Annotated in this window: 20 protein-coding genes; 11 read left to right on the top strand and 9 right to left on the bottom strand. The window is 45.9% G+C overall.

What is annotated here, in order from left to right; genetic code table 11:
- Nucleotides 1-53: 53 nt before the first annotated feature.
- Together QUB11_RS15075 and QUB11_RS15070 are read right to left on the bottom strand one after the other, a co-directional pair.
- A complete protein-coding gene (locus QUB11_RS15075; RefSeq protein WP_333390985.1) occupies nucleotides 54-1,112 on the bottom strand; it encodes a homogentisate phytyltransferase in 1,059 nt (352 codons plus the stop codon).
- Between the two features lie 36 nt (nucleotides 1,113-1,148).
- Nucleotides 1,149-2,102: a methyltransferase domain-containing protein gene (locus QUB11_RS15070; RefSeq protein ID WP_333390983.1), complete on the bottom strand. Its 954-nt coding sequence runs from the start codon at nucleotides 2,100-2,102 to the stop codon at nucleotides 1,149-1,151.
- A 222-nt stretch (nucleotides 2,103-2,324) separates the two neighbouring features.
- Here QUB11_RS15070 and QUB11_RS15065 point away from each other — a divergent pair, with 222 nt between their 5' ends.
- Entirely contained in the window at nucleotides 2,325-3,659 is a 1,335-nt protein-coding gene (locus tag QUB11_RS15065; RefSeq protein WP_333390980.1) for a TrkH family potassium uptake protein, read from the top strand.
- A 140-nt stretch (nucleotides 3,660-3,799) separates the two neighbouring features.
- Entirely contained in the window at nucleotides 3,800-4,495 is a 696-nt protein-coding gene (locus tag QUB11_RS15060) for a TrkA family potassium uptake protein (protein ID WP_333202423.1), read from the top strand.
- A 339-nt stretch (nucleotides 4,496-4,834) separates the two neighbouring features.
- On the opposite strand, the gene QUB11_RS15055 is transcribed toward QUB11_RS15060, so the two are convergent.
- Nucleotides 4,835-5,068, bottom strand: coding sequence for a hypothetical protein (locus QUB11_RS15055; protein ID WP_333202421.1), 234 nt, complete (start codon nucleotides 5,066-5,068; stop codon nucleotides 4,835-4,837).
- Between the two features lie 434 nt (nucleotides 5,069-5,502).
- Here QUB11_RS15055 and QUB11_RS15050 point away from each other — a divergent pair, with 434 nt between their 5' ends.
- From QUB11_RS15050 to QUB11_RS15040, 3 genes are all read left to right on the top strand, one after another.
- Nucleotides 5,503-6,102: a sulfite oxidase-like oxidoreductase gene (locus QUB11_RS15050; RefSeq protein ID WP_333202419.1), complete on the top strand. Its 600-nt coding sequence runs from the start codon at nucleotides 5,503-5,505 to the stop codon at nucleotides 6,100-6,102.
- Nucleotides 6,103-6,728: 626 nt separating this feature from the next.
- Nucleotides 6,729-7,424 (top strand): PEP-CTERM sorting domain-containing protein, encoded by a 696-nt coding sequence (locus tag QUB11_RS15045; RefSeq protein ID WP_333202417.1) that lies wholly within the window; start codon nucleotides 6,729-6,731, stop codon nucleotides 7,422-7,424.
- Nucleotides 7,425-7,647: 223 nt separating this feature from the next.
- The gene (locus QUB11_RS15040) at nucleotides 7,648-7,884 is read left to right on the top strand and encodes a hypothetical protein (RefSeq protein ID WP_333202415.1); all 237 of its coding nucleotides are present in this window, start codon (nucleotides 7,648-7,650) and stop codon (nucleotides 7,882-7,884) included.
- 213 nt (nucleotides 7,885-8,097) lie between these two features.
- Here the strand turns inward: QUB11_RS15040 and QUB11_RS15035 are convergent, their stop codons facing one another.
- Nucleotides 8,098-8,331: a hypothetical protein gene (locus tag QUB11_RS15035; RefSeq protein ID WP_333202414.1), complete on the bottom strand. Its 234-nt coding sequence runs from the start codon at nucleotides 8,329-8,331 to the stop codon at nucleotides 8,098-8,100.
- 90 nt (nucleotides 8,332-8,421) lie between these two features.
- On the bottom strand, nucleotides 8,422-8,604 hold the full coding sequence (locus QUB11_RS15030; protein ID WP_333202412.1) for a mechanosensitive ion channel domain-containing protein: 183 nt from the start codon (nucleotides 8,602-8,604) through the stop codon (nucleotides 8,422-8,424).
- Between the two features lie 505 nt (nucleotides 8,605-9,109).
- On the opposite strand from QUB11_RS15030, the gene ahcY reads away from it, so the two are divergent.
- From ahcY to QUB11_RS15010, 4 genes are all read left to right on the top strand, one after another.
- Complete coding sequence (gene ahcY, locus QUB11_RS15025) at nucleotides 9,110-10,387, top strand: adenosylhomocysteinase (RefSeq protein ID WP_333047387.1); 1,278 nt, start codon at nucleotides 9,110-9,112, stop codon at nucleotides 10,385-10,387.
- Nucleotides 10,388-10,562: 175 nt separating this feature from the next.
- On the top strand, nucleotides 10,563-11,168 hold the full coding sequence (locus QUB11_RS15020) for a DedA family protein (RefSeq protein WP_333202410.1): 606 nt from the start codon (nucleotides 10,563-10,565) through the stop codon (nucleotides 11,166-11,168).
- A 176-nt stretch (nucleotides 11,169-11,344) separates the two neighbouring features.
- Complete coding sequence (locus QUB11_RS15015; RefSeq protein ID WP_333202408.1) at nucleotides 11,345-12,769, top strand: NADP-dependent isocitrate dehydrogenase; 1,425 nt, start codon at nucleotides 11,345-11,347, stop codon at nucleotides 12,767-12,769.
- Between the two features lie 281 nt (nucleotides 12,770-13,050).
- Entirely contained in the window at nucleotides 13,051-14,355 is a 1,305-nt protein-coding gene (locus QUB11_RS15010) for a glycosyltransferase family 4 protein (RefSeq protein WP_333257022.1), read from the top strand.
- Between the two features lie 20 nt (nucleotides 14,356-14,375).
- On the opposite strand, the gene QUB11_RS15005 is transcribed toward QUB11_RS15010, so the two are convergent.
- Nucleotides 14,376-14,990, bottom strand: coding sequence for a glutathione S-transferase N-terminal domain-containing protein (locus QUB11_RS15005; protein ID WP_333202405.1), 615 nt, complete (start codon nucleotides 14,988-14,990; stop codon nucleotides 14,376-14,378).
- A 137-nt stretch (nucleotides 14,991-15,127) separates the two neighbouring features.
- On the opposite strand from QUB11_RS15005, the gene QUB11_RS15000 reads away from it, so the two are divergent.
- On the top strand, nucleotides 15,128-15,520 hold the full coding sequence (locus tag QUB11_RS15000; protein ID WP_333202403.1) for a DUF2358 domain-containing protein: 393 nt from the start codon (nucleotides 15,128-15,130) through the stop codon (nucleotides 15,518-15,520).
- Nucleotides 15,521-15,819: 299 nt separating this feature from the next.
- Entirely contained in the window at nucleotides 15,820-16,992 is a 1,173-nt protein-coding gene (locus QUB11_RS14995) for a TRC40/GET3/ArsA family transport-energizing ATPase (RefSeq protein WP_333053180.1), read from the top strand.
- Between the two features lie 330 nt (nucleotides 16,993-17,322).
- On the opposite strand, the gene QUB11_RS14990 is transcribed toward QUB11_RS14995, so the two are convergent.
- The 3 genes from QUB11_RS14990 to QUB11_RS14980 form a co-directional block, all read right to left on the bottom strand.
- Nucleotides 17,323-17,571, bottom strand: coding sequence for a hypothetical protein (locus tag QUB11_RS14990; RefSeq protein ID WP_333257025.1), 249 nt, complete (start codon nucleotides 17,569-17,571; stop codon nucleotides 17,323-17,325).
- Between the two features lie 34 nt (nucleotides 17,572-17,605).
- A complete protein-coding gene (locus QUB11_RS14985; protein ID WP_333202399.1) occupies nucleotides 17,606-17,902 on the bottom strand; it encodes a BrnT family toxin in 297 nt (98 codons plus the stop codon).
- A 104-nt stretch (nucleotides 17,903-18,006) separates the two neighbouring features.
- Nucleotides 18,007-18,390, bottom strand: coding sequence for an SMI1/KNR4 family protein (locus tag QUB11_RS14980; protein ID WP_333202397.1), 384 nt, complete (start codon nucleotides 18,388-18,390; stop codon nucleotides 18,007-18,009).
- Nucleotides 18,391-18,482 lie beyond the last annotated feature (92 nt).

Genomic DNA, 18,482 nt, shown 5'->3' with positions numbered 1-18,482 from the left:
GACTGACATCCGTTACATCCGTTACATCCCGTACATTGCTCGTTGCCGAACTTCTACCCCAACAAACAAGCGGCGGGAAAAATCAGATATTCTAAGAAAAACAACTTCCAGATAAACTGATAAAATGCCGCAATTTCTATTTTATCGTCCAAATCAACTTTCGCGCTCCAAAACCACATCAAACCCAAAGCCGCCAAATGAGAAACTGCCAGAAACACTAAATTAACATTAGACAATACGATCGCTCCAGCCAAAGTCGCGCCCAAATAACAAACCGTCAACACCCAGCGAGATAAATTAAAGACGGCAGGCTTGCCCAGCTCAATCGTAAACGTAGTAATATTATATTGCTTGTCGCCTTCCATGTCGGGGATATCTTTAAAAATGGCGATCGCAAACGTAAACACCACAACAAAAACCGTCAGCACCCAAACTTCCGCAGGAATCTCAAAAGACATACTCTCCAAACTCCAGCCCGAAAAAGCGCTTTTCGCCCCTCCCAAACCCAACACCCAATTAAAGTGCAAAAATAACCCTAAATTGACGATCGCGCCCCGCACCGTAAAAATGCACAGCGCCGCCCACAAAGGAAACCGTTTCAGCCGAATTGGCGGCAGAGAATAAGCAGTCCCGATCGCCAAACTAACGCCAACGGTAGCCAGCAAAAACGGGCCTTGTAAAACAGCAGTCAAAATTGCTATAATTCCCGTGGCAATTACAATTAATTCCCCGGTTTTCCGAGAAAACACTCCCGATGCGATCGGCAAATACGGCTTATTAATTTTATCAATTTCAACATCTTCTAACTGGTTCAATCCCACAATATAAATATTGCCGCAAATGCAAGCCAACCAGGCAAAAGCTAGGGGCCCAAATACAGGATTCACAAACAGCCGCGCACTTTGGGCGATCGCGTACAAAGCCAATACACTCAAGCTAGTACCCACAATTGTGTGCGGCCGAGAAAACTCCCAAAATGCCCTCACCCAGCTTTGCTGAGCCGAGCCATTTTTATCAATCCAAGACTTGCCAATCGAATCATTGCCCATAAATCTCACACCCGCACCACACAAATAATATTTTCTAAGGTGTGCATTGCACACCTTACTCATCAACTCAACACTCAAAACTTCTCTGATATATGCCTGCTATTTTACAGCACAAATCATCCCAAAACGAATCAACCCGCTCTGATATCCACGGCTCATCAATCCGAGAGCAAGTGCAGCTTGAATAGTCGTCCAACCGCTAGTTAGCAAACCCCAAATCGCGCTCGGAGTCAAAGCAGAATCGATCACCACATCCCAAAAAGGAGCAACAGCTTTTGACCAATCAGCGGTGCGAATACTTGTCAAAGGCAAACTGCGGACAATTTCCTCGTATTCCGGCAAAGAAATCACATAAGGCAAAGCATAAACCCGGTAAATTTCTGCCAATTCCTTTCTCTCTTCATCAGTTAATTCTCCAGCCGCTTCTCCCAGCGGGCGGTGACACCAAGTTGCCAAAATCAAAGTTCCTCCCGGCTTGAGTACGCGACAGCATTCCTGCAAAAACTTAATTTTGTCGGGCATATGTTCGCCACTTTCGAGCGACCAAACCAAGTCGAAGGACTCGTCAGGAAAAGGCATATTCAAAGCATCGGCCACCAAAAAGTTCACATTGCTTTGAGCATCGGCAATTTTAGCGCGTTCGGTCGCTCTGTTGGCCTGTACCGGACTCAGAGTAATCCCGGTCGCTGTAACGCTAGCGCCCGTTTTATTTAGTTCGGGCGATCGGCTATAATTTTGATCCGCCTCGCCATCCAACTTTAAATTATTTTGAGGGATAGAACTAAACTTTTCGGTCAAATAAAGCGTGCTGCCGCCGATCCCGCAACCGACATCGAGAATGCGGTAAGATTCACACAGTGCCTTCTCTGACGGTACTCCAGCCCATGCCAGCAGTTCTTCTATCAAATCTATCTGAGCCTGTCGGCGCTCTTTTTTCAAATTGCCATCCGGGCCGTAGTAACCGTGGTGCATATGTTCGCCCCACACCTGCTCCCACAAACCGCTAGAAGCGTCGTAAAGTTGCTGAATTTGCTGGTAAAGTGTTGATGTCATCGCCGGATCGCAAGTTATTAAAGGAATTCTACCGTTATTTTCCCGCTGTTGTCATAGAATTTGGCGATTGAGTTCGATCGGTCTCCGGCCTTCGCCAGACAGAGATGTCCTGATTTCCAGCCCGATGATCTATTTGTGGGTTCCCTCTCAAATCTAAAATCTCAAATCTATTTGTGGCTTCCCTCTCAAATCTAAAATCTCAAATCTAAAACCTAAAATCGAATGACTGTCTCGCGAACCATTGCTTTGGGCTTTCTCGCTGTCATCCTCGCAGGTGCTCTATTACTGATGATGCCCTTTTCCACAATTGATGGAACTTGGAGCGATCCAATAACAGCACTGTTTACCTCTACTTCCGCTGTCTGCGTCACGGGCTTGTCGGTTGTGGATGTCGGAAAATATTACTCTTTTTGGGGGCAACTGTGCCTAGTTTTACTGGTGCAAATAGGAGGCTTGGGCTACATGACAGCCACGACTTTCTTGCTGCTGTTATTGGGCCGCCGCTTTGGCTTGAAAGACAAAATTGCTCTGCAACAATCTCTCGACAAATCCGGGCTAGCCGGCGTAGTACAACTCGTGCAGTCAATTCTAGCAACAACGCTTTTGTTTGAATTAACAGGAGTGTTTTTGCTGATGACGGTTTTTGTCCCCCAATACGGATTTAAAGAGGGTGTGTGGTCTGCTATATTTCACAGCGTTAATTCCTTTAACAACGCGGGTTTTAGCATCTATTCAGAGAATTTGATCGGCTACATCAGTTCGCCTATGGTTAACTTCACAGTCAGTGGTTTAATCATATTTGGGGGAATCGGCTATCAAGTAATTATGGAAATGTACCTGTGGCTGCGCGATCGTTTCAACAAAAGCCCTATCTGCACAGTTTTTTCCCTGAACTTCAAAGTTGTTACCACTACAACGGCTGTCCTTTTAATTTTAGGAACCCTAGCCTTTTTGGTGCTGGAATACGACAACCCAGACACTTTCGGCTCTCTAACTTTTCCTCAAAAGCTGATGGCAGCTTGGTTTCAATCTGTTACTCCCCGCACGGCGGGGTTCAATACAATTAGCATTGGCCAAATGACCGAAGCCTCGCTATTTCTGACGATCGCGCTGATGTTTATCGGCGCCAGTCCTGGCAGCACCGGCGGCGGAATCAAAACCACAACTTTTAGGATATTGTTTTGCTGTACCACAGCAGTTATCGAAGGCCAGGAAGATGTGGAATGCTATCAGCGTCAAATCCCGCCAGCAATGATTCTGAAAACCATTAGCGTAGTCTTCGGTTCCCTGTTGGTCGCGTTCACATCTGCAATTTTAATCGAGCTGACCAATCCCGAAGTAGAATTTATCGCAGCGCTGTTTGAAGCAGTTTCAGCTTTTGGCACGGTCGGTCTTTCCACTGGGATTACACCCACGATTTCAGCGATCGGTAAGTTGATTTTGATTGCTACAATGTACATAGGTCGGGTTGGGGTGCTGCTGCTGATAAGTGCTGGATTCGGCGACCCAAAACCCAGGTCTTTTAAGTATGCTGAGGAAAGTTTGTTAGTGGGATAAAAAAATCCTGTCTCGTTGCTGATAATCTAAACAATGGGTGACAACCCAAATCAACTTTTACTACTTACCCAAAAATCAAAAGGAGGCGGCGCTGTCTCTGCTAAAATGTAAACAGCAAGACGCTCAGCGCTGGAAATTTAGTGAACCTGTCATCTTTGAATTTTTTTCGCACTTTGCGCGCCGACAACAAGCAGTTTGCCGTTATTGGTTTGGGACGCTTCGGCAAAGCTGTGTGTTCGACTCTGCACGGCTTGGGTTACGAAGTCTTGGGAGTTGACACCGATGAAAAAAAAGTAACTCAAGCTTTGAACGATCGTATTGCTGCTCACGTTGTGCAGTTAGATTCTACTGAGCCTAGCGCTCTTGCGGAAGCCGGTATATTTGAATTTGAAACAGTGATTGTTGCGATCGGCAATTACCTAGCAGAAAGCATTACCACCACCCTAAATCTTAAGGAAGGGGGGGTACGTCACGTAATAGCCAAAGCTTCTTCGGAAACTCACTTAAAACTGTTGAAAAAAGTCGGCGCAGATCATGTAGTTTTTCCCGAACGAGAAATGGGCTGCTCTGTGGCCCGCCTTCTTACAAAACCCAGCATTTTAGAACGCTTTGACCTCGACCCAGATCACAGCATCGTTGAGTTGCTCGTTCCTGACAAGTTTGACGGTAAAACCGTCTCCGAATTGGAGCTCCGGCGCAGGTATGGTTTGAACTTGCTAGCAGTCGGGCGCGCCGAAAAGTTCGAGATTAATCCGGAGCCAACCGAACGCTTGAGAAAGGGCGACGCGATGGTAGTAATTGGTTCTAATAAAGATATCAATCGCTTGCCAATTTAACAGCTCGCCATTTTACGCACATACAGCAACATTCCTGGACTCAGAAACCCGGTTTCTTGTGTTCCGACTGTCTAAGTCCTAAGCAATTCTTGCGGGATGTTTGAAAATTTAAGCCCCCACAAACCCGGTTTATCTAAGATGAACCGGGTTTCTCTGTCGATCTTTATGTTCTAATTTTTAACCGAAATATCTAAATTTAATTTCACCAATTCTAGGGTTGGTTCCGCCTTTGCGACCCCATCTGACAAATTAGCCAGACAAATCGCGAAGAATTTCAACAAAGTAGCAGCACTCGATCATCGCGCTCCCGCAAATCATAGGAGCGCTAGCCCTGAAAATTCAGCCGACTTTCAAGATTTTTTGCAAATAAGCTTTGCCCAAAACCACCACCGCCAAGACTAGAGCGAGTTCAACAGGCCAAGGACACACCGCCACCAACCAAATTAACGAACACATTCCAATAATTGCAGCTATGGGAGCCGGAATTCCGTCTAGCGTTCTGTTGTCAGTCCCGGCAGTCACCCACCAAGCAATCAAGCATACCGTCAACGGAATCAAGCAACTTGCGATCATGATTTTTACCCCATCAATTTTTTGACATATGGCATCTCAGCATATTGTAACAATACATCAAAGATTCGGAAATGCACCATCAATTGCGATAAAATTTAAGATTACTTACTTAATAAGTAGGTAGGGGGAATTAAACTGCTCAATGTAACAGTATGTAAACAGGGCTGACTTAGCTACGCTTAGGGCTAAGGATACTTTACAATCGTTTACATTGCGTTTTACAGCGCTTACCTACTTACGCTGGAATCATAATAGTTGGTAATTTTTAGCTTCGGCTATCTCCGAAGACAGAATTAGGTTGACATCAGGTAGAATTTAGGGATTTTTCTTTCTACAGAAGTCCTGAAAGCTTTCTACCTTGAGATGAATTGCGATGCGTCCATCTCAGCAAGCTATAGTGAGGATTGCAGTCAGTTACTGTAGAGCGTGAATCAATGCAGGGCAAATTTTTTCGCAAGCCAGAATCAGAAAACATCGATCGCGTCCCCCCAGGTCAATACCTCGCCAACGGCTTTCCTGTGCTGACCTACGGCGATACACCCTCCGTCAGCATTGAAAGTTGGGAATTTAAAGTCTGGGGATTGGCAAAAGCACAAACCTTCACTTGGTCGGACTTCCAGGCCATGCCCCAAAGTAACTTTACTGCGGATTTTCACTGCGTCACTCGGTGGTCAAAACTCGACGTGCAGTGGACGGGAGTCAAAGTCACAGATTTTATGAAGTATGTAGAAGTCGATCCAAAAGCTCTGCACGTCCTGGAACACTGCTACGGCGGCTACACTACCAACATTGCGATCGCCGACTTCCTCCGAGAAGAAAACTTTTTCGCCCACACCGTCTTCGGCGAACCTCTATCCGCAGACCACGGCGGCCCAATGCGGCTCGTAGTTCCCCACCTGTACGCTTGGAAAAGCGCTAAATGGATTAACGGCCTGGAGTTTACAGAAACCGAAGAACTCGGTTTTTGGGAACGCAACGGCTACCATCGGCGGGGCGAACCTTGGGCAGAGGAACGCTACAGCGGTCTGTTTTGATGCGGGCGATCGGGAGCAAAGACGGGGCCAGACCTTCTCTATACAATCTTTCTTGAGGGGCAATCCGGTCTTTTACCGCTTAAATCGGCTGAAATTGCATCTCCTCGATCGCATCTTTGGGATATCTCACCCCACGGGATATATTTAATTCAACCAAAATACCTAGACCCAAAGATCGCATTTTGTAGGTAATTTACCCGATAGATAAACTACTTTAACTCCCCTACACAAGTCCCAAAAACAAATATTCCCAGTTTCGGGTTAATAGAAAACTCTTTTAACTGTCAGTACCCACGAATATTACCGTATTTATACTTAAGTGTTTGCTATTGAGGATTTAGACTTGAGAATATAATAAAAAATTAGCATAAGCCCCATCCCCATCACTTTGGCAGCCCCGCGCTCCCATGCCCGCGACTGCAAGGTTTCAAGCCACAATATTTATAATTATTTAGTGGGTATTATGAGGGAGCCATCCCCCGCGGGCTACGGCTAGCGACAGCATTTATGAAGGATATGTAAAGGCTTGATAAAGAATATGTCAAACTTTACCTAAAGTGATCCAAATACAAACAAAGTATCGCATAATGAAAATATTAAGACCATCGCACAAAAGGAACAGGTTTATGAATACCAAACTATTATCCGCCCTAACAGCTACCGCCGCCGCCACAGCTCTGTTTGGCGTCGGAGCTCCAGCTCAGGCCTTCTCCTTTGGCACCAACGGCATCACATTCAGCCAAGATACCAGCGTCAAGTTTAACTTCAAAGAATCTCACGGTGGGTATACTTCCTCTTTGGGCATCTACAGTGTGAACAACTCGGCGACCTCTCTAGTTAGCACCCTGTTTTCGGAAACTAAATCCTCAGACAACGGTGGCGCGGACGAATGGAAAGGAACTCTGGGCAATACAGTCTTGGGTCCTGGCTCGGCAGTATTCACATTCCTGGCAAATCAAATTTATACTTTGGGACTCCACAGCCGCTTCGGAGCCGGCACTGTCTACTCGACCTCAGCCTTGAACGGTGGCAGCCAGCAAGCGGTGTTTGGCGCACAATCGCAACTGTGGGACGCACTCAACAAAGAAAAAACGAACGTCTTCAAAGCTGCCGGACAATACACAAACGGAACAGGTTCTCTGTTGAATGGAGGCACACTAATCTCCTTCGACGATCGCGGTAACGGAAAGGACGCAGACTTCCAAGATTTCACAGTCAGCGCAGAAGCAGTTCCAGAACCGATGACAATGACTGGTTTGGCTCTTGGTTTAGGTGGCTTGATTGCAGCGCGTCGCCGCCGTGCTAGCAAGACTACTTCATGATATTTTTCAAATGGGAACAATCTCATCATTTACGTTTGACAAAATAAAATTCAATTTGGAGGCGCGCTAATGAGAAATAGGCTCGCCTTTTGCTTGATTTGAAAAGTCAGAAGGGAGAAGTCATATCAATTCTGGTTGCACTCCTCCGGAATTGCTGACTGTTGACTGTTGACTGTTGAGTGTTGACTCGGCGTCGCCAAACTGAATGATGGTTGAGTGTTGAATGTTGACTCGATTTTACGCCCGACTTTCGCAGCGCGGATTTGATATCAGAGGGAAGTTCGGCAACGCCCAGTGTACGGGATTTAATGGATTTAACGGATGGGTGTTGAGGGAAGAAGTCAAGCGTGAAACAAGAGGATTTTTCCCACTACCCCACTCTCCCACTCTCTCCCTCTCCCAACTCAAAATTCAAAACTCACTCACGGTAAATTGTTCGATCGTACAAAGTCACCAGTAATATCATTCCGGTGTTACCGGAAATGATATTACTGGTGACTGTTGACTGTTGACTGTTCACGGTGTCAACAGTCAACAGTCAACAGTCAACAGTCAACTCGAATTTACTATTCCGATGAAGAGTGGATTTGATATAAGCTGTTCGACATTCAAACTGCAATATTTGTGGGCCAGACCCCATACTGCAAGGGGTGGAGGCAATAAATTTAAATGACTAACAGCTTACCGGTTGAGGAATTTTAATGTCCGCCCGGATGCACGCTACTTTAATCGCCACCACAGCCCTGGTGTGTGTCCGTCGCACCTGTGCTTGTTCGCGCAGCGTCCAATAGCGGACAATAAGATGCAAAGAACCATCGTTAAAGCCTGAAGTATCAACATCATAGGCTAAATTTAAAGGCCAGTTAGTTCGCCTGTGGGGCAGACCTATTAGTAAACTGTTGTGCATTTAAATTGTATATTGAGGGCGTGAGCTCCGGCCCAACCCCTACTCCCCACACAAGTAAAGATTTATTTGACTATGCAATTTAAATGCGGATTAGCTTACCCGCACTGAATTGGTAAAGACGATCGCCTTCGGCAGGATAACTCGCTCTCCCCGATCACTAATAATTTGAGTTGAAGGCAGCAAAATCTTTTCAACAGTACCTTCAAAGCCTTCTACAACTATCCGATCGCCCAATTGAAACGGTTCGTGCAACAGCAACAATATTGGGAGCATCTCAATGAAAGCAGCCCAGCCCAAAATTGGAGTTAGGAGCCAGGAGTCAGGAGTCAGGAGGAAAGAGTCAGAAGGAAGGAGGAAGAAGAAGTGTTTTTACAAATATGAGATGCTCCCACAATATTTCCGCTAAAAAGTATTTGAAGATGTCTGGGAACGGGAAACTAATCCCTACGGAACCAAGTCCTAACCAACTGATGATATCTGCAGGCTGCCAAGCTGGGAACGCCACGCAGGCCCTCAAACTTCCAGCCGCCCCAGTGAGAGTGTCAAATAATTAAAGAAGGCCACGCTAACACAAAAGATTGAGATCGATCGCCCGACAAGAATGTTTGACTCTCGCTGTGCAGGTGACTCCATCCACTAGCTCGCTAATCATTAAAACACAATCAAAATTTAAGATTAGCAGCGCCGACCCCGATCGAGTAAAATCACAGCACTTGCCCCCCGATGACTTAATCTGCTAAAACTAACAAAGTTTGATGATTTCTGAGAAATAACATACATGGTTGCTACATCCGTCAAGATTAAACACGAAGTCAAAGACTTGTCCCTCGCCCCCTTGGGAAAGCAACGCATCGAGTGGGCCGGCCGGGAAATGCCCGTTTTGCGGCAAATTCAAGAACGCTTCGCTAAAGAAAAGCCTTTTGCTGGCATTCGCTTGGCTGCTTGCTGCCACGTAACCACAGAAACCGCTCATTTGGCAATCGCCATCAAACTCGGCGGTGGCGACGCCGTACTGATCGCCAGCAACCCCTTGAGCACTCAAGATGACGTAGCGGCTTGCTTAGTTGAAGACTACGGCATTTCCGTCTTCGCCCTCAAAGGAGAAGACGCGGCTACCTACGAACGTCACGTCTACACAGCCCTAGACCACCGCCCCAATATTATCATCGACGACGGCAGCGACGTAGTAGCGGCCCTGATCCAGCACCGCCCGAACCAAATTTCCGACTTAATCGGAACTACCGAAGAAACTACCACAGGCATCGTGCGCCTGCGGGCCATGTTGAAAGACGGCGTGCTGACTTTCCCCGCAATGAACGTCAACGACGCCGACACCAAGCACTTCTTTGACAACCGCTACGGTACCGGTCAATCTACCCTAGACGGCATTATCCGCGCTACCAATATTTTGTTGGCCGGTAAAAATATTGTGGTTGCAGGTTACGGTTGGTGCGGCAAAGGCACGGCACTGCGCGCCCGCGGTATGGGTGCTAACGTAATTGTCACCGAAATCGATCCGATTCGGGCGATCGAAGCAGTGATGGACGGTTTCCGCGTCATGCCGATGGACGAAGCAGCAACAGTCGGAGATATATTCATTACCGTTACGGGCAACAAACACGTCATTCGTGCCGAACATTTCGAGACAATGAAAGACGGTGCAATTGTTTGCAATTCCGGTCACTTCGACATTGAAATTGACCTCAAATCTCTCGGCGCAAAAAGCACCGACGTGAAAACGGTTCGGTCTTTCACTCAAGAATATCACCTCAATAATGGCAAGTCGATTATTGTGTTGGGCGAAGGCCGTTTGATCAACTTGGCAGCAGCCGAAGGACACCCCAGCGCCGTGATGGATATGAGCTTTGCTAACCAAGCTTTAGCCTGCGAATATCTAGTTACGAACAAAGGCAAACTAGAGCCTGGTATTCACTCAATCCCCGTGGAAGTTGACAAAGAAATTGCCCGTCTCAAATTGGAAGCAATGGGTATTCACATTGATACCTTGACTGCCGAACAAATTGAGTACACAAACTCTTGGACTTCGGGCACTTAATCATCGTTTATTGTTCCCAAGCTGTGCCGGGGAATAAATATAAGGAGGCTCTGCCTCCCTCATGGGGAGTCGAGGCAGAGCCTCGCTTATATGCGTTCCCAGGCAGAGTCTAGGAACGAGCGATGACTAATGACTAATGACTACTGACTTCTTCTTACCAAATTAGTGAATCAAAATGGTTGAATGGATAACTAACACAATGCAATCGATGGGCTATCTCGGAATTGGCCTGTTGATGTTTTTAGAAAATATTTTCCCCCCCATACCCTCAGAATTGATTATGCCGCTGGCAGGATTCACGGCCTCAAAGGGTGATGATATGGAGTTAGCGCCGGCGATCGCAGCAGGAGTAATCGGTACAATTCTGGGCGCGCTTCCCTGGTACTATGCGGGTAAATTATTGAGCGAAGAACGCTTGAGGAATTTAGCCGACAAATACGGCAAGTGGATCACAGTATCGGGCGCCGATATTGACAAAGCAAATAGATGGTTTAACAGACACGGCAACAAAGCCGTGTTTTTGTGTCGCCTCGTACCGGGAGTTCGCACCCTAATTTCCCTGCCCGCTGGCATCAATAATATGCCTTTAATTCCTTTTTTACTATACTCAACCGGCGGCACTCTTTTATGGGTAAGTTTCCTGACTTTTGCCGGATATAAACTAGGGGAAAATTATACACTTGTAGAGGATTATCTGGGCCCGGTTTCCAAAATAGTTGCGGTGATTATAGTCATCTGGTGTATTTTGTGGATTGTGAAGAAGAATATGCAAAAAGAATAAAATTCTAGATAAATGCAGACATCCCCAAAAACATCTGCGTTTATCTGCGTCTATCTGCTATTATCGGCGGTTAAAAATCAAGTTATCAAAAATTTATACAAATATTTATGATTGGTTGAGGTTTAGGCAGATAATCGTGGCAAAATAGGGAACATTGCTATCCGCGCTGTTAAGATATGTACGAAAAAATTGTAGCCCCGACAACTGGTTCTAAAATTACTTTCAAAGACGGTTTGCCGATCGTCCCCAATGACCCGATTATTCCCTTTATTCGTGGCGACGGTACCGGCGTTGACTTGTGGCCAGCATCCCAGAAAGTCATGGATGCTGCGGTAGAAAAGGCTTACGGTGGCGATCGCAAAATCAACTGGTTTAAAATCTATGTAGGCGACGAAGCCTGCGATGTCTACGGTACTTACCAATATCTGCCCCAGGATTCCTTAGACGCCATCAAAGAATACGGAGTCGCCATCAAAGGGCCACTGACAACCCCAATCGGGGGCGGCATTCGATCGCTAAACGTAGCTTTGCGGCAAATCTTTGACCTTTACGCCTGCGTGCGGCCCTGCAAATATTATGCTGGAACACCATCGCTACACAAAACCCCTGAACTCCTAGATGTAATTATTTACCGGGAAAATACAGAAGATATTTACCTCGGAATTGAATGGGCCAAAGGCAGCGAAATCGGCAAAAAATTGATTGAATTCCTCAATAATGAGTTAATTCCCGCAACACCAGAACATGGCAAAAAACAAATTCGCCTCGATTCTGGCATCGGAATTAAACCCATTAGCAAAACAGGTTCTCAGCGTTTAGTACGGCGGGCCATTACCCACGCTTTACGGTTGCCGAAAGATAAGCAGCAAGTGACTTTGGTGCACAAAGGCAACATCATGAAATATACCGAAGGAGCTTTCCGAGATTGGGGTTATGAATTAGCAACCACCGAATTTCGCGAACAGTGCGTAACTGAAAGAGAGTCTTGGATTCTGGGCAACAAAGAAAAAAATCCCGACATTAGCTTAGAAGATAATGCTCGCCAAATAGACCCAGGATACGATGCCTTGACCCCAGAAAAACAAGCCAAAATTCGTCAAGAAGTAGCCGACGTTCTGTTTGCAATTTGGGACAGTCACGGCAGCGGCCAGTGGAAAGAAAAAATCATGGTCAACGACCGAATTGCTGACAGTATTTTTCAACAAATTCAAACCCGACCGGCCGAGTATTCGATTTTGGCGACAATGAATCTGAACGGGGATTATTTGTCCGATGCGGCCGCCGCCATTGTCGGTGGATTGGGCATGGGTCCCGGTGCTAATATTGGTGATGAATGTGCAGTTTTTGAGGCGACTCACGGCACTGCGCCGAAACACGCTGGTTTGGATAAAGTCAATCCCGGTTCCCTGATTTTGTCCGGGGTAATGATGTTAGAATACATGAGATGGCAGGAGGCAGCAGACTTGATTAAGAAGGGTTTGGGAGCGGCAATTTCTAACGGTGAAGTTACTTACGATTTGGCGAGGTTGATGGAGCCGCCGGTGCCTGAGTTGAAGTGTTCGGAGTTTGCTGAGGCGATTATTAAGCATTTCGCGGATTGAGTTCCTCGGTGCGCCAACAATTGAGTGCTGGAAGCAGGTCATAAAATCATTCCAATCCTGAATCAGCAGTAGCTTTAAAACAACACCGCGATCTTCTATGTATTGGTACACTTGCCAAGATAGGGATAGCGGTGTTATAAAGTTCTTGAGTCCCCGAGCAATTATCACTCATTCGCGAACAATTAGTTAGGGTAGGGAAGCAAGGGGGCAACCCCAGGGAATTTCTCCTAAACCTATATATATCCCGAATTATGACAACTTGTACAGATACTGGAGTTTTTATGGAAAATAAAGAGAAAACTGATACGATGCGGGTTTTGATTCTGGCGGATGTTTGCAATCCTGAGTGGCCTTCTTTACCGGTGGTTGGATATAAATTTGCGCGGGCGATAAGCAATTATGTTAATGCTACGGTTGTTACCCAAATTAGGAATAAACAAAATATCGATAAAGTCGGAATGGGTAACGCTAAAATAGTTTATATAGATACAGAAAAAGTTGCTGCTCCCATTCAAAAGCTAACGACTTTACTAAGTGGCTCAAACAAAGCCTGGACAATTAACGCAGCGCTGGGTTATTTCAGCTATCTCGCCTTTGAGTGGGAAGTCTGGCAGCGCTACAAGCAAGAGTTGCAAAGCGGGAATTTCGATGTCGTTCACCGGATTACCCCGATGTCGCCCACGCAGCCAAGTCCTATCGCAGCTTGGAGTCCTATTCCTTTTTTGCTAGGGCCTCTCAACGGCGGGCTGCCTTGGCCGAAAGCTTTCACAACAGAGTTGAAGCGGGAGCGCGAGTGGTTGAGCTATGTGCGAAATGCTTACAGGTTAATGCCTTTTTACCGCTCTACTTATGAACGTTCAGCAGGAATTCTGGCGGCATTCGATCACACGATCGTAGATTTGCCAGCCTCAGCGAGATCGAAGACAATTAATTATGCCGAAGTTGGCATCGATCCCGAATTGTTTAAGCTACCCGAACGCTCTAGTAGCGAACAAGTGACGGTACTGTTTGCCGGGAGGCTAGTTCCCTATAAATTGCCAGAAGTTGTCATTCGCGCTTTCGCTAACAGTTCGATTTTGCAGCAGCATAAATTAGCGATCGTTGGCGACGGACCCGAACGTCCTAGACTAGAACAATTAATCGCAGAACACAATTTAGGCAACTGCGTTAAACTTTTAGGTCAAAAAACCCAAGCTGAAGTGGGAGAATTGATGCGCCAAGCTGAGATTTTTGCTTTTCCCTCGATTCGCGAACTGGGGGCTGGCGTTGTGGTTGAGGCAATGGCCTGCGGTATGGCTTGTGTTGTAGTTGACTACGGCGGACCAGGTGCGCTGGTAGGACCCGATCGGGGGATTAAAGTTCCTATCGGTAATTTTGACACACTGGTAAAATATTTTACCGCAGAACTCGAACAGCTTGTCGCCGATCGCGATCGTGTTGTACGCATGGGCATTGCAGCCCACAATTACGCCATGAATCACTATTCCTGGGATGTTAAAGCTCAGCAGATGCTGCAAGTTTATCAATGGTTAGCAAGTCATGGCAGTGTCAAACCGGATTTTGAGCAACAGTCAAATACCTTGTGACCGTTCGTCAAGTTTAATTCTCAGTTAGGACTTCCGCCAACTGCCATGCCGCGCTCAACGGCGGGACGCTTCTGCACGGTTTCTACCCAACGTTTAAGGTGGGGGTGGTTGTCGAGGGTTAATCCTTGAAATTCATAAATAGCAACCCAGGGATAGGTAGCAATGTCGGCGATAGAATAGTCGCCGCAGATGTACTCGTATTTTGCTAGTTGAGTGTCTAATACTCCGTAGAGGCGCAAGGTTTCTTTTTCGTAGCGCCCAATCGCATAGGGAATTTGTTCGGGTGCAAAGCGTTTGAAGTGGTTTAGCTGACCGAACATCGGGCCGACGCTGGCCATTTGAAACATCAGCCATTCCATAACTTGAAAGTATTTTTGTTTGTCGGTTGGCAGAAATCTGCCGCTTTTTTCGGCAAGATAGATCAGAATAGCGCCGGACTCGAAGACGGTGATGCCGTTATCTCGATCGACTATCGCCGGAATTTTGCTGTTGGGGTTGATGGCGATGAATTCTGGGCTAAATTGGTCGTTTTTTGTGATGTCAATGACGTGCACGTTGTAGGGTAAACCTATTTCTTCGAGCATGATCGAGACTTTGCGACCGTTCGGGGTAGTAAAAGTGTAGAGGTCAATCATAGTTGTGATGTTAAGTTGAAAGTTGGCAAGGCAGGAAATAACCTGATATAATATCACAATTTGGACGAAAATTGCGTATTTTAGATATATACTGTTAAAATTATATTCTAATAATAGAAGAATAACGATCGCTCGAAATGGACATTATTGAAATTCTCAAAGACGATTATCAACGATTTCCCGATAATCAGACTTACAGCATCTATGCAAAAGATGTTTATTTTGAAGATCCGGTGAATCGATTTACCGGAGTCGATCGCTACCGCAAAATGATCGGGTTTATGGGGACTTTTTTTCAGGATGTAAATCTCGATTTGCACGGGATTTCGCAGTCTGGAGATACTATAGACACTCGCTGGACTCTGAGCTGGATCGCACCGCTACCTTGGAAACCGAAAATGGCGATCGCCGGTAGGAGCGAACTGAAAGTCAACAGCGACGGTTTAATTGTTTCTCACATCGATTACTGGGACTGTTCGCGGTTGGATGTGCTCAAACAGCTTGTATTTCTTCGGAAAACTAATGTTTGAGAATTTGGCTTAGGTTTTTTAGCAATAAAAAATAGTTTTTCAAGAGCGAGAGCCCTTTTTTAACCGCAGATGTTAGCAGATAAACACAGATGAACGCTGATGGATTTTTATTTGTTGCAATTGATAGCTGAGATAAATAATTTTAACTGATATTGACATTGCAGCAATTTCGTGAGTCACAGGAAATGTGCTGTGTCCGGCTGGTGCTTGTCGCCAAAATTAAGCGCCGACTAAATTAATCTCTGTTACAGAACGTTACAATAAAGAAGTAAAGAATTTTCAGGCGAGCTAAACAATCAATGCGCTTAATATTAATGACCGGAAAAGGTGGCGTCGGCAAAACCTCCGTAGCCGCTGCGACTGGGCTGCGGTGTGCCGAATTGGGATACAAAACCCTAGTGCTGAGTACAGATCCCGCTCACTCCTTAGCCGACAGCTTCGACATGGAACTCGGACACGATTCGCGGCTGGTAAAACCGAATTTGTGGGGAGCAGAATTAGACGCTCTCAGGGAATTAGAAGGCAATTGGGGAGCCGTTAAGCGCTACATTACTCAAGTCTTGCGAGCGCAGGGGCTCGAAGGGGTGCAAGCTGAAGAATTAGCTATCTTGCCAGGAATGGATGAAATCTTCGGTTTGGTGCGAATGAAGCGGCATTACGACGAAGGCGAATTTGATGTTTTAATTATCGATTCGGCTCCGACTGGCACTGCATTGAGACTGCTAAGTTTGCCGGAAGTTGGCGGCTGGTACATGAGAAAATTTTACAAGCCGCTGCAAGGCATATCAGCCGCTCTTAGACCTTTAGTTGAACCAATTTTTAGACCAATTGCGGGTTTTTCTTTACCAGACAAAGAGGTGATGGATGCACCTTACGAATTTTACGAACAAATCGAAGCTTTGGAAAAGGTTTTAACTGACAATACTGTGACTTCGGTAAGGTTAGTTACCAATCCCGAAAAAATGGTAATTAAAGAATCTCTGCGCGCTCATGCCTATTTGAGTTTGTACAATGTAGCCACAGATTTAGTAGTAGCTAACCGGATTATTCCCGCAGAAGTAACTGACCCATTTTTTAAACGGTGGAAAGAAAGCCAGGAACAGTACCGTCAGGAAATTCACTCAGATTTCATGCCGCTGCCAGTTAAGGAGGTGCCACTTTATTCCGAAGAAATGTGCGGTTTGCCAGCTTTGGAACGGTTGAAAGAAACGCTTTACAAAGACGAAGATCCAAGTCAAGTTTATTACAAAGAAAATACGATTAAGATCGTCCAGGAAAACAATCAATATAGTCTTGAACTGTATTTGCCCGGAATTGCTAAGGATCAGATCCAGTTGACCAAAACGGGAGATGAGTTGAATGTTCGGATTGGGAATCACCGCCGTAATTTGGTGTTGCCGCAAGCTTTAGCGGCGCTGCAACCTTCGGGGGCGAAGATGGAGGATGATTATTTGAAGATTAAGTTTGCTTAACAGGACTTAGGCACTCTTAACCTAAAAAACCCGGTTTCTAGGAAAAATCGTGGATAATCCCTTGAGATATTCACGCAGAAACCGGATTTTTTTCCCGCGTGCAGGTATTGAGCTATTCAGCAGACTTACGCCATTCTTGTCCGAGGCGAACTGCTTTGTCAAAAGTAGCACGGTTGCGTCTGCGTTTATGAGACAGTGACTTTTGTAATGGTATCAATTCCGATTGTACCGGAATGATTTAACCGCAGAGGGCGCAGAGTCTGCAGAAGAGAGAGATGAATAATTCCGATGTCAACGGGTTGGATATGAGATGCTGCTGGCTAGATACAATTAACATGATTTAGCATGAACGACTTCCTTTAATGCCTCATCAATCACTGCATCGCTGACACCTCGACGCTTCAAACTTGCTACTAAGGCTGTCACTGTCTCGCTCTCAAATCGTTCTAAATCAACGCGCAAACCTTGACCGATATAAGCACGAATTAATGGCTGATAACCCGAAAAACCCAACAATGGTGCAACTTTTTTTAGATCTTCCACAACATCTTCGGGCATACGAATCGTCACGCTAGTCATTGGACGGTTTCGATCTAATCTCTGCTTTAATGCTTCAACTTTCATACTCTGCCCTCTCCTGACGAGTTGCTTTACGTGCTGAAATAATCCGAATGACATTTTCTTCACGCTCAATGTGAACCACATACAGTAGATTCCACCGGCTATCTAGCCCAATCACAGCATCACGCGCTTCCTCATTGCGGCTGGCATCAACCACAACTAGAAATGGGTCGAAGAAGACTTCAGCAGCTTGTTGAAAAGTAACCCCATCATGATTTGTGGGATTTATCCGCGCTTTTCCCTCGTCCCATACAAAGGTAATGCCATTGAGCACGAAGTATACATTCATGCTCCCTAGTATAGGTAAAATGTATTTACAATGTCAATACGTTATTCACAAAAAACGATCGTTTTCAAACTACTGCCACAGCCTGTGCTGCTTGTTGGGGCCTTTCAATTGTGTGTCTGCATAAATATTTCAAAGTCAACTAGATCAACTAACCCATAACCATTCTCAGAGAACCGATATTCTCCTCGTTCTAGTGCATCCGCAAAGGTTTCCAGATAAACTCGAAAACTAGGTGCAATAAGCCCTCTAGTAGCCTCCCGCCACTCAACAATAATGACTTGTCCAACATTTCCGCCTGCTGCTGGAGCTAAATCTACGCATTCGCAAGCACCATTGCTTTCGTTTGTGAATGGAATCCAATTCGGGTTCCACCAACCGTTCCAGATTCCTTCAAAAATGTGGTCACAATCGCACCTAAAATTATCGTCTGAACACTCCTGCCATTTTTCAGATATTTCGATCGCGCTTTGGAGAGAGAGGAACTCCAAGTGGGGGAACAGGGAAGGTTGAGTCGAGGAGGGATATTATTCCCTGCCCCTCTCAGTTAGATCTGGGCGTGCGATTTTCACCGCACCCAGCT

It is taken from the genome of Microcoleus sp. B6-A1 (assembly GCF_036705085.1).
Taxonomy (GTDB): Bacteria; Cyanobacteriota; Cyanobacteriia; order Cyanobacteriales; family Microcoleaceae; genus Microcoleus.
The sequence above is the reverse complement of the archived record's forward strand: the minus strand, read 5'-3'. Positions and strand labels throughout refer to the sequence as shown.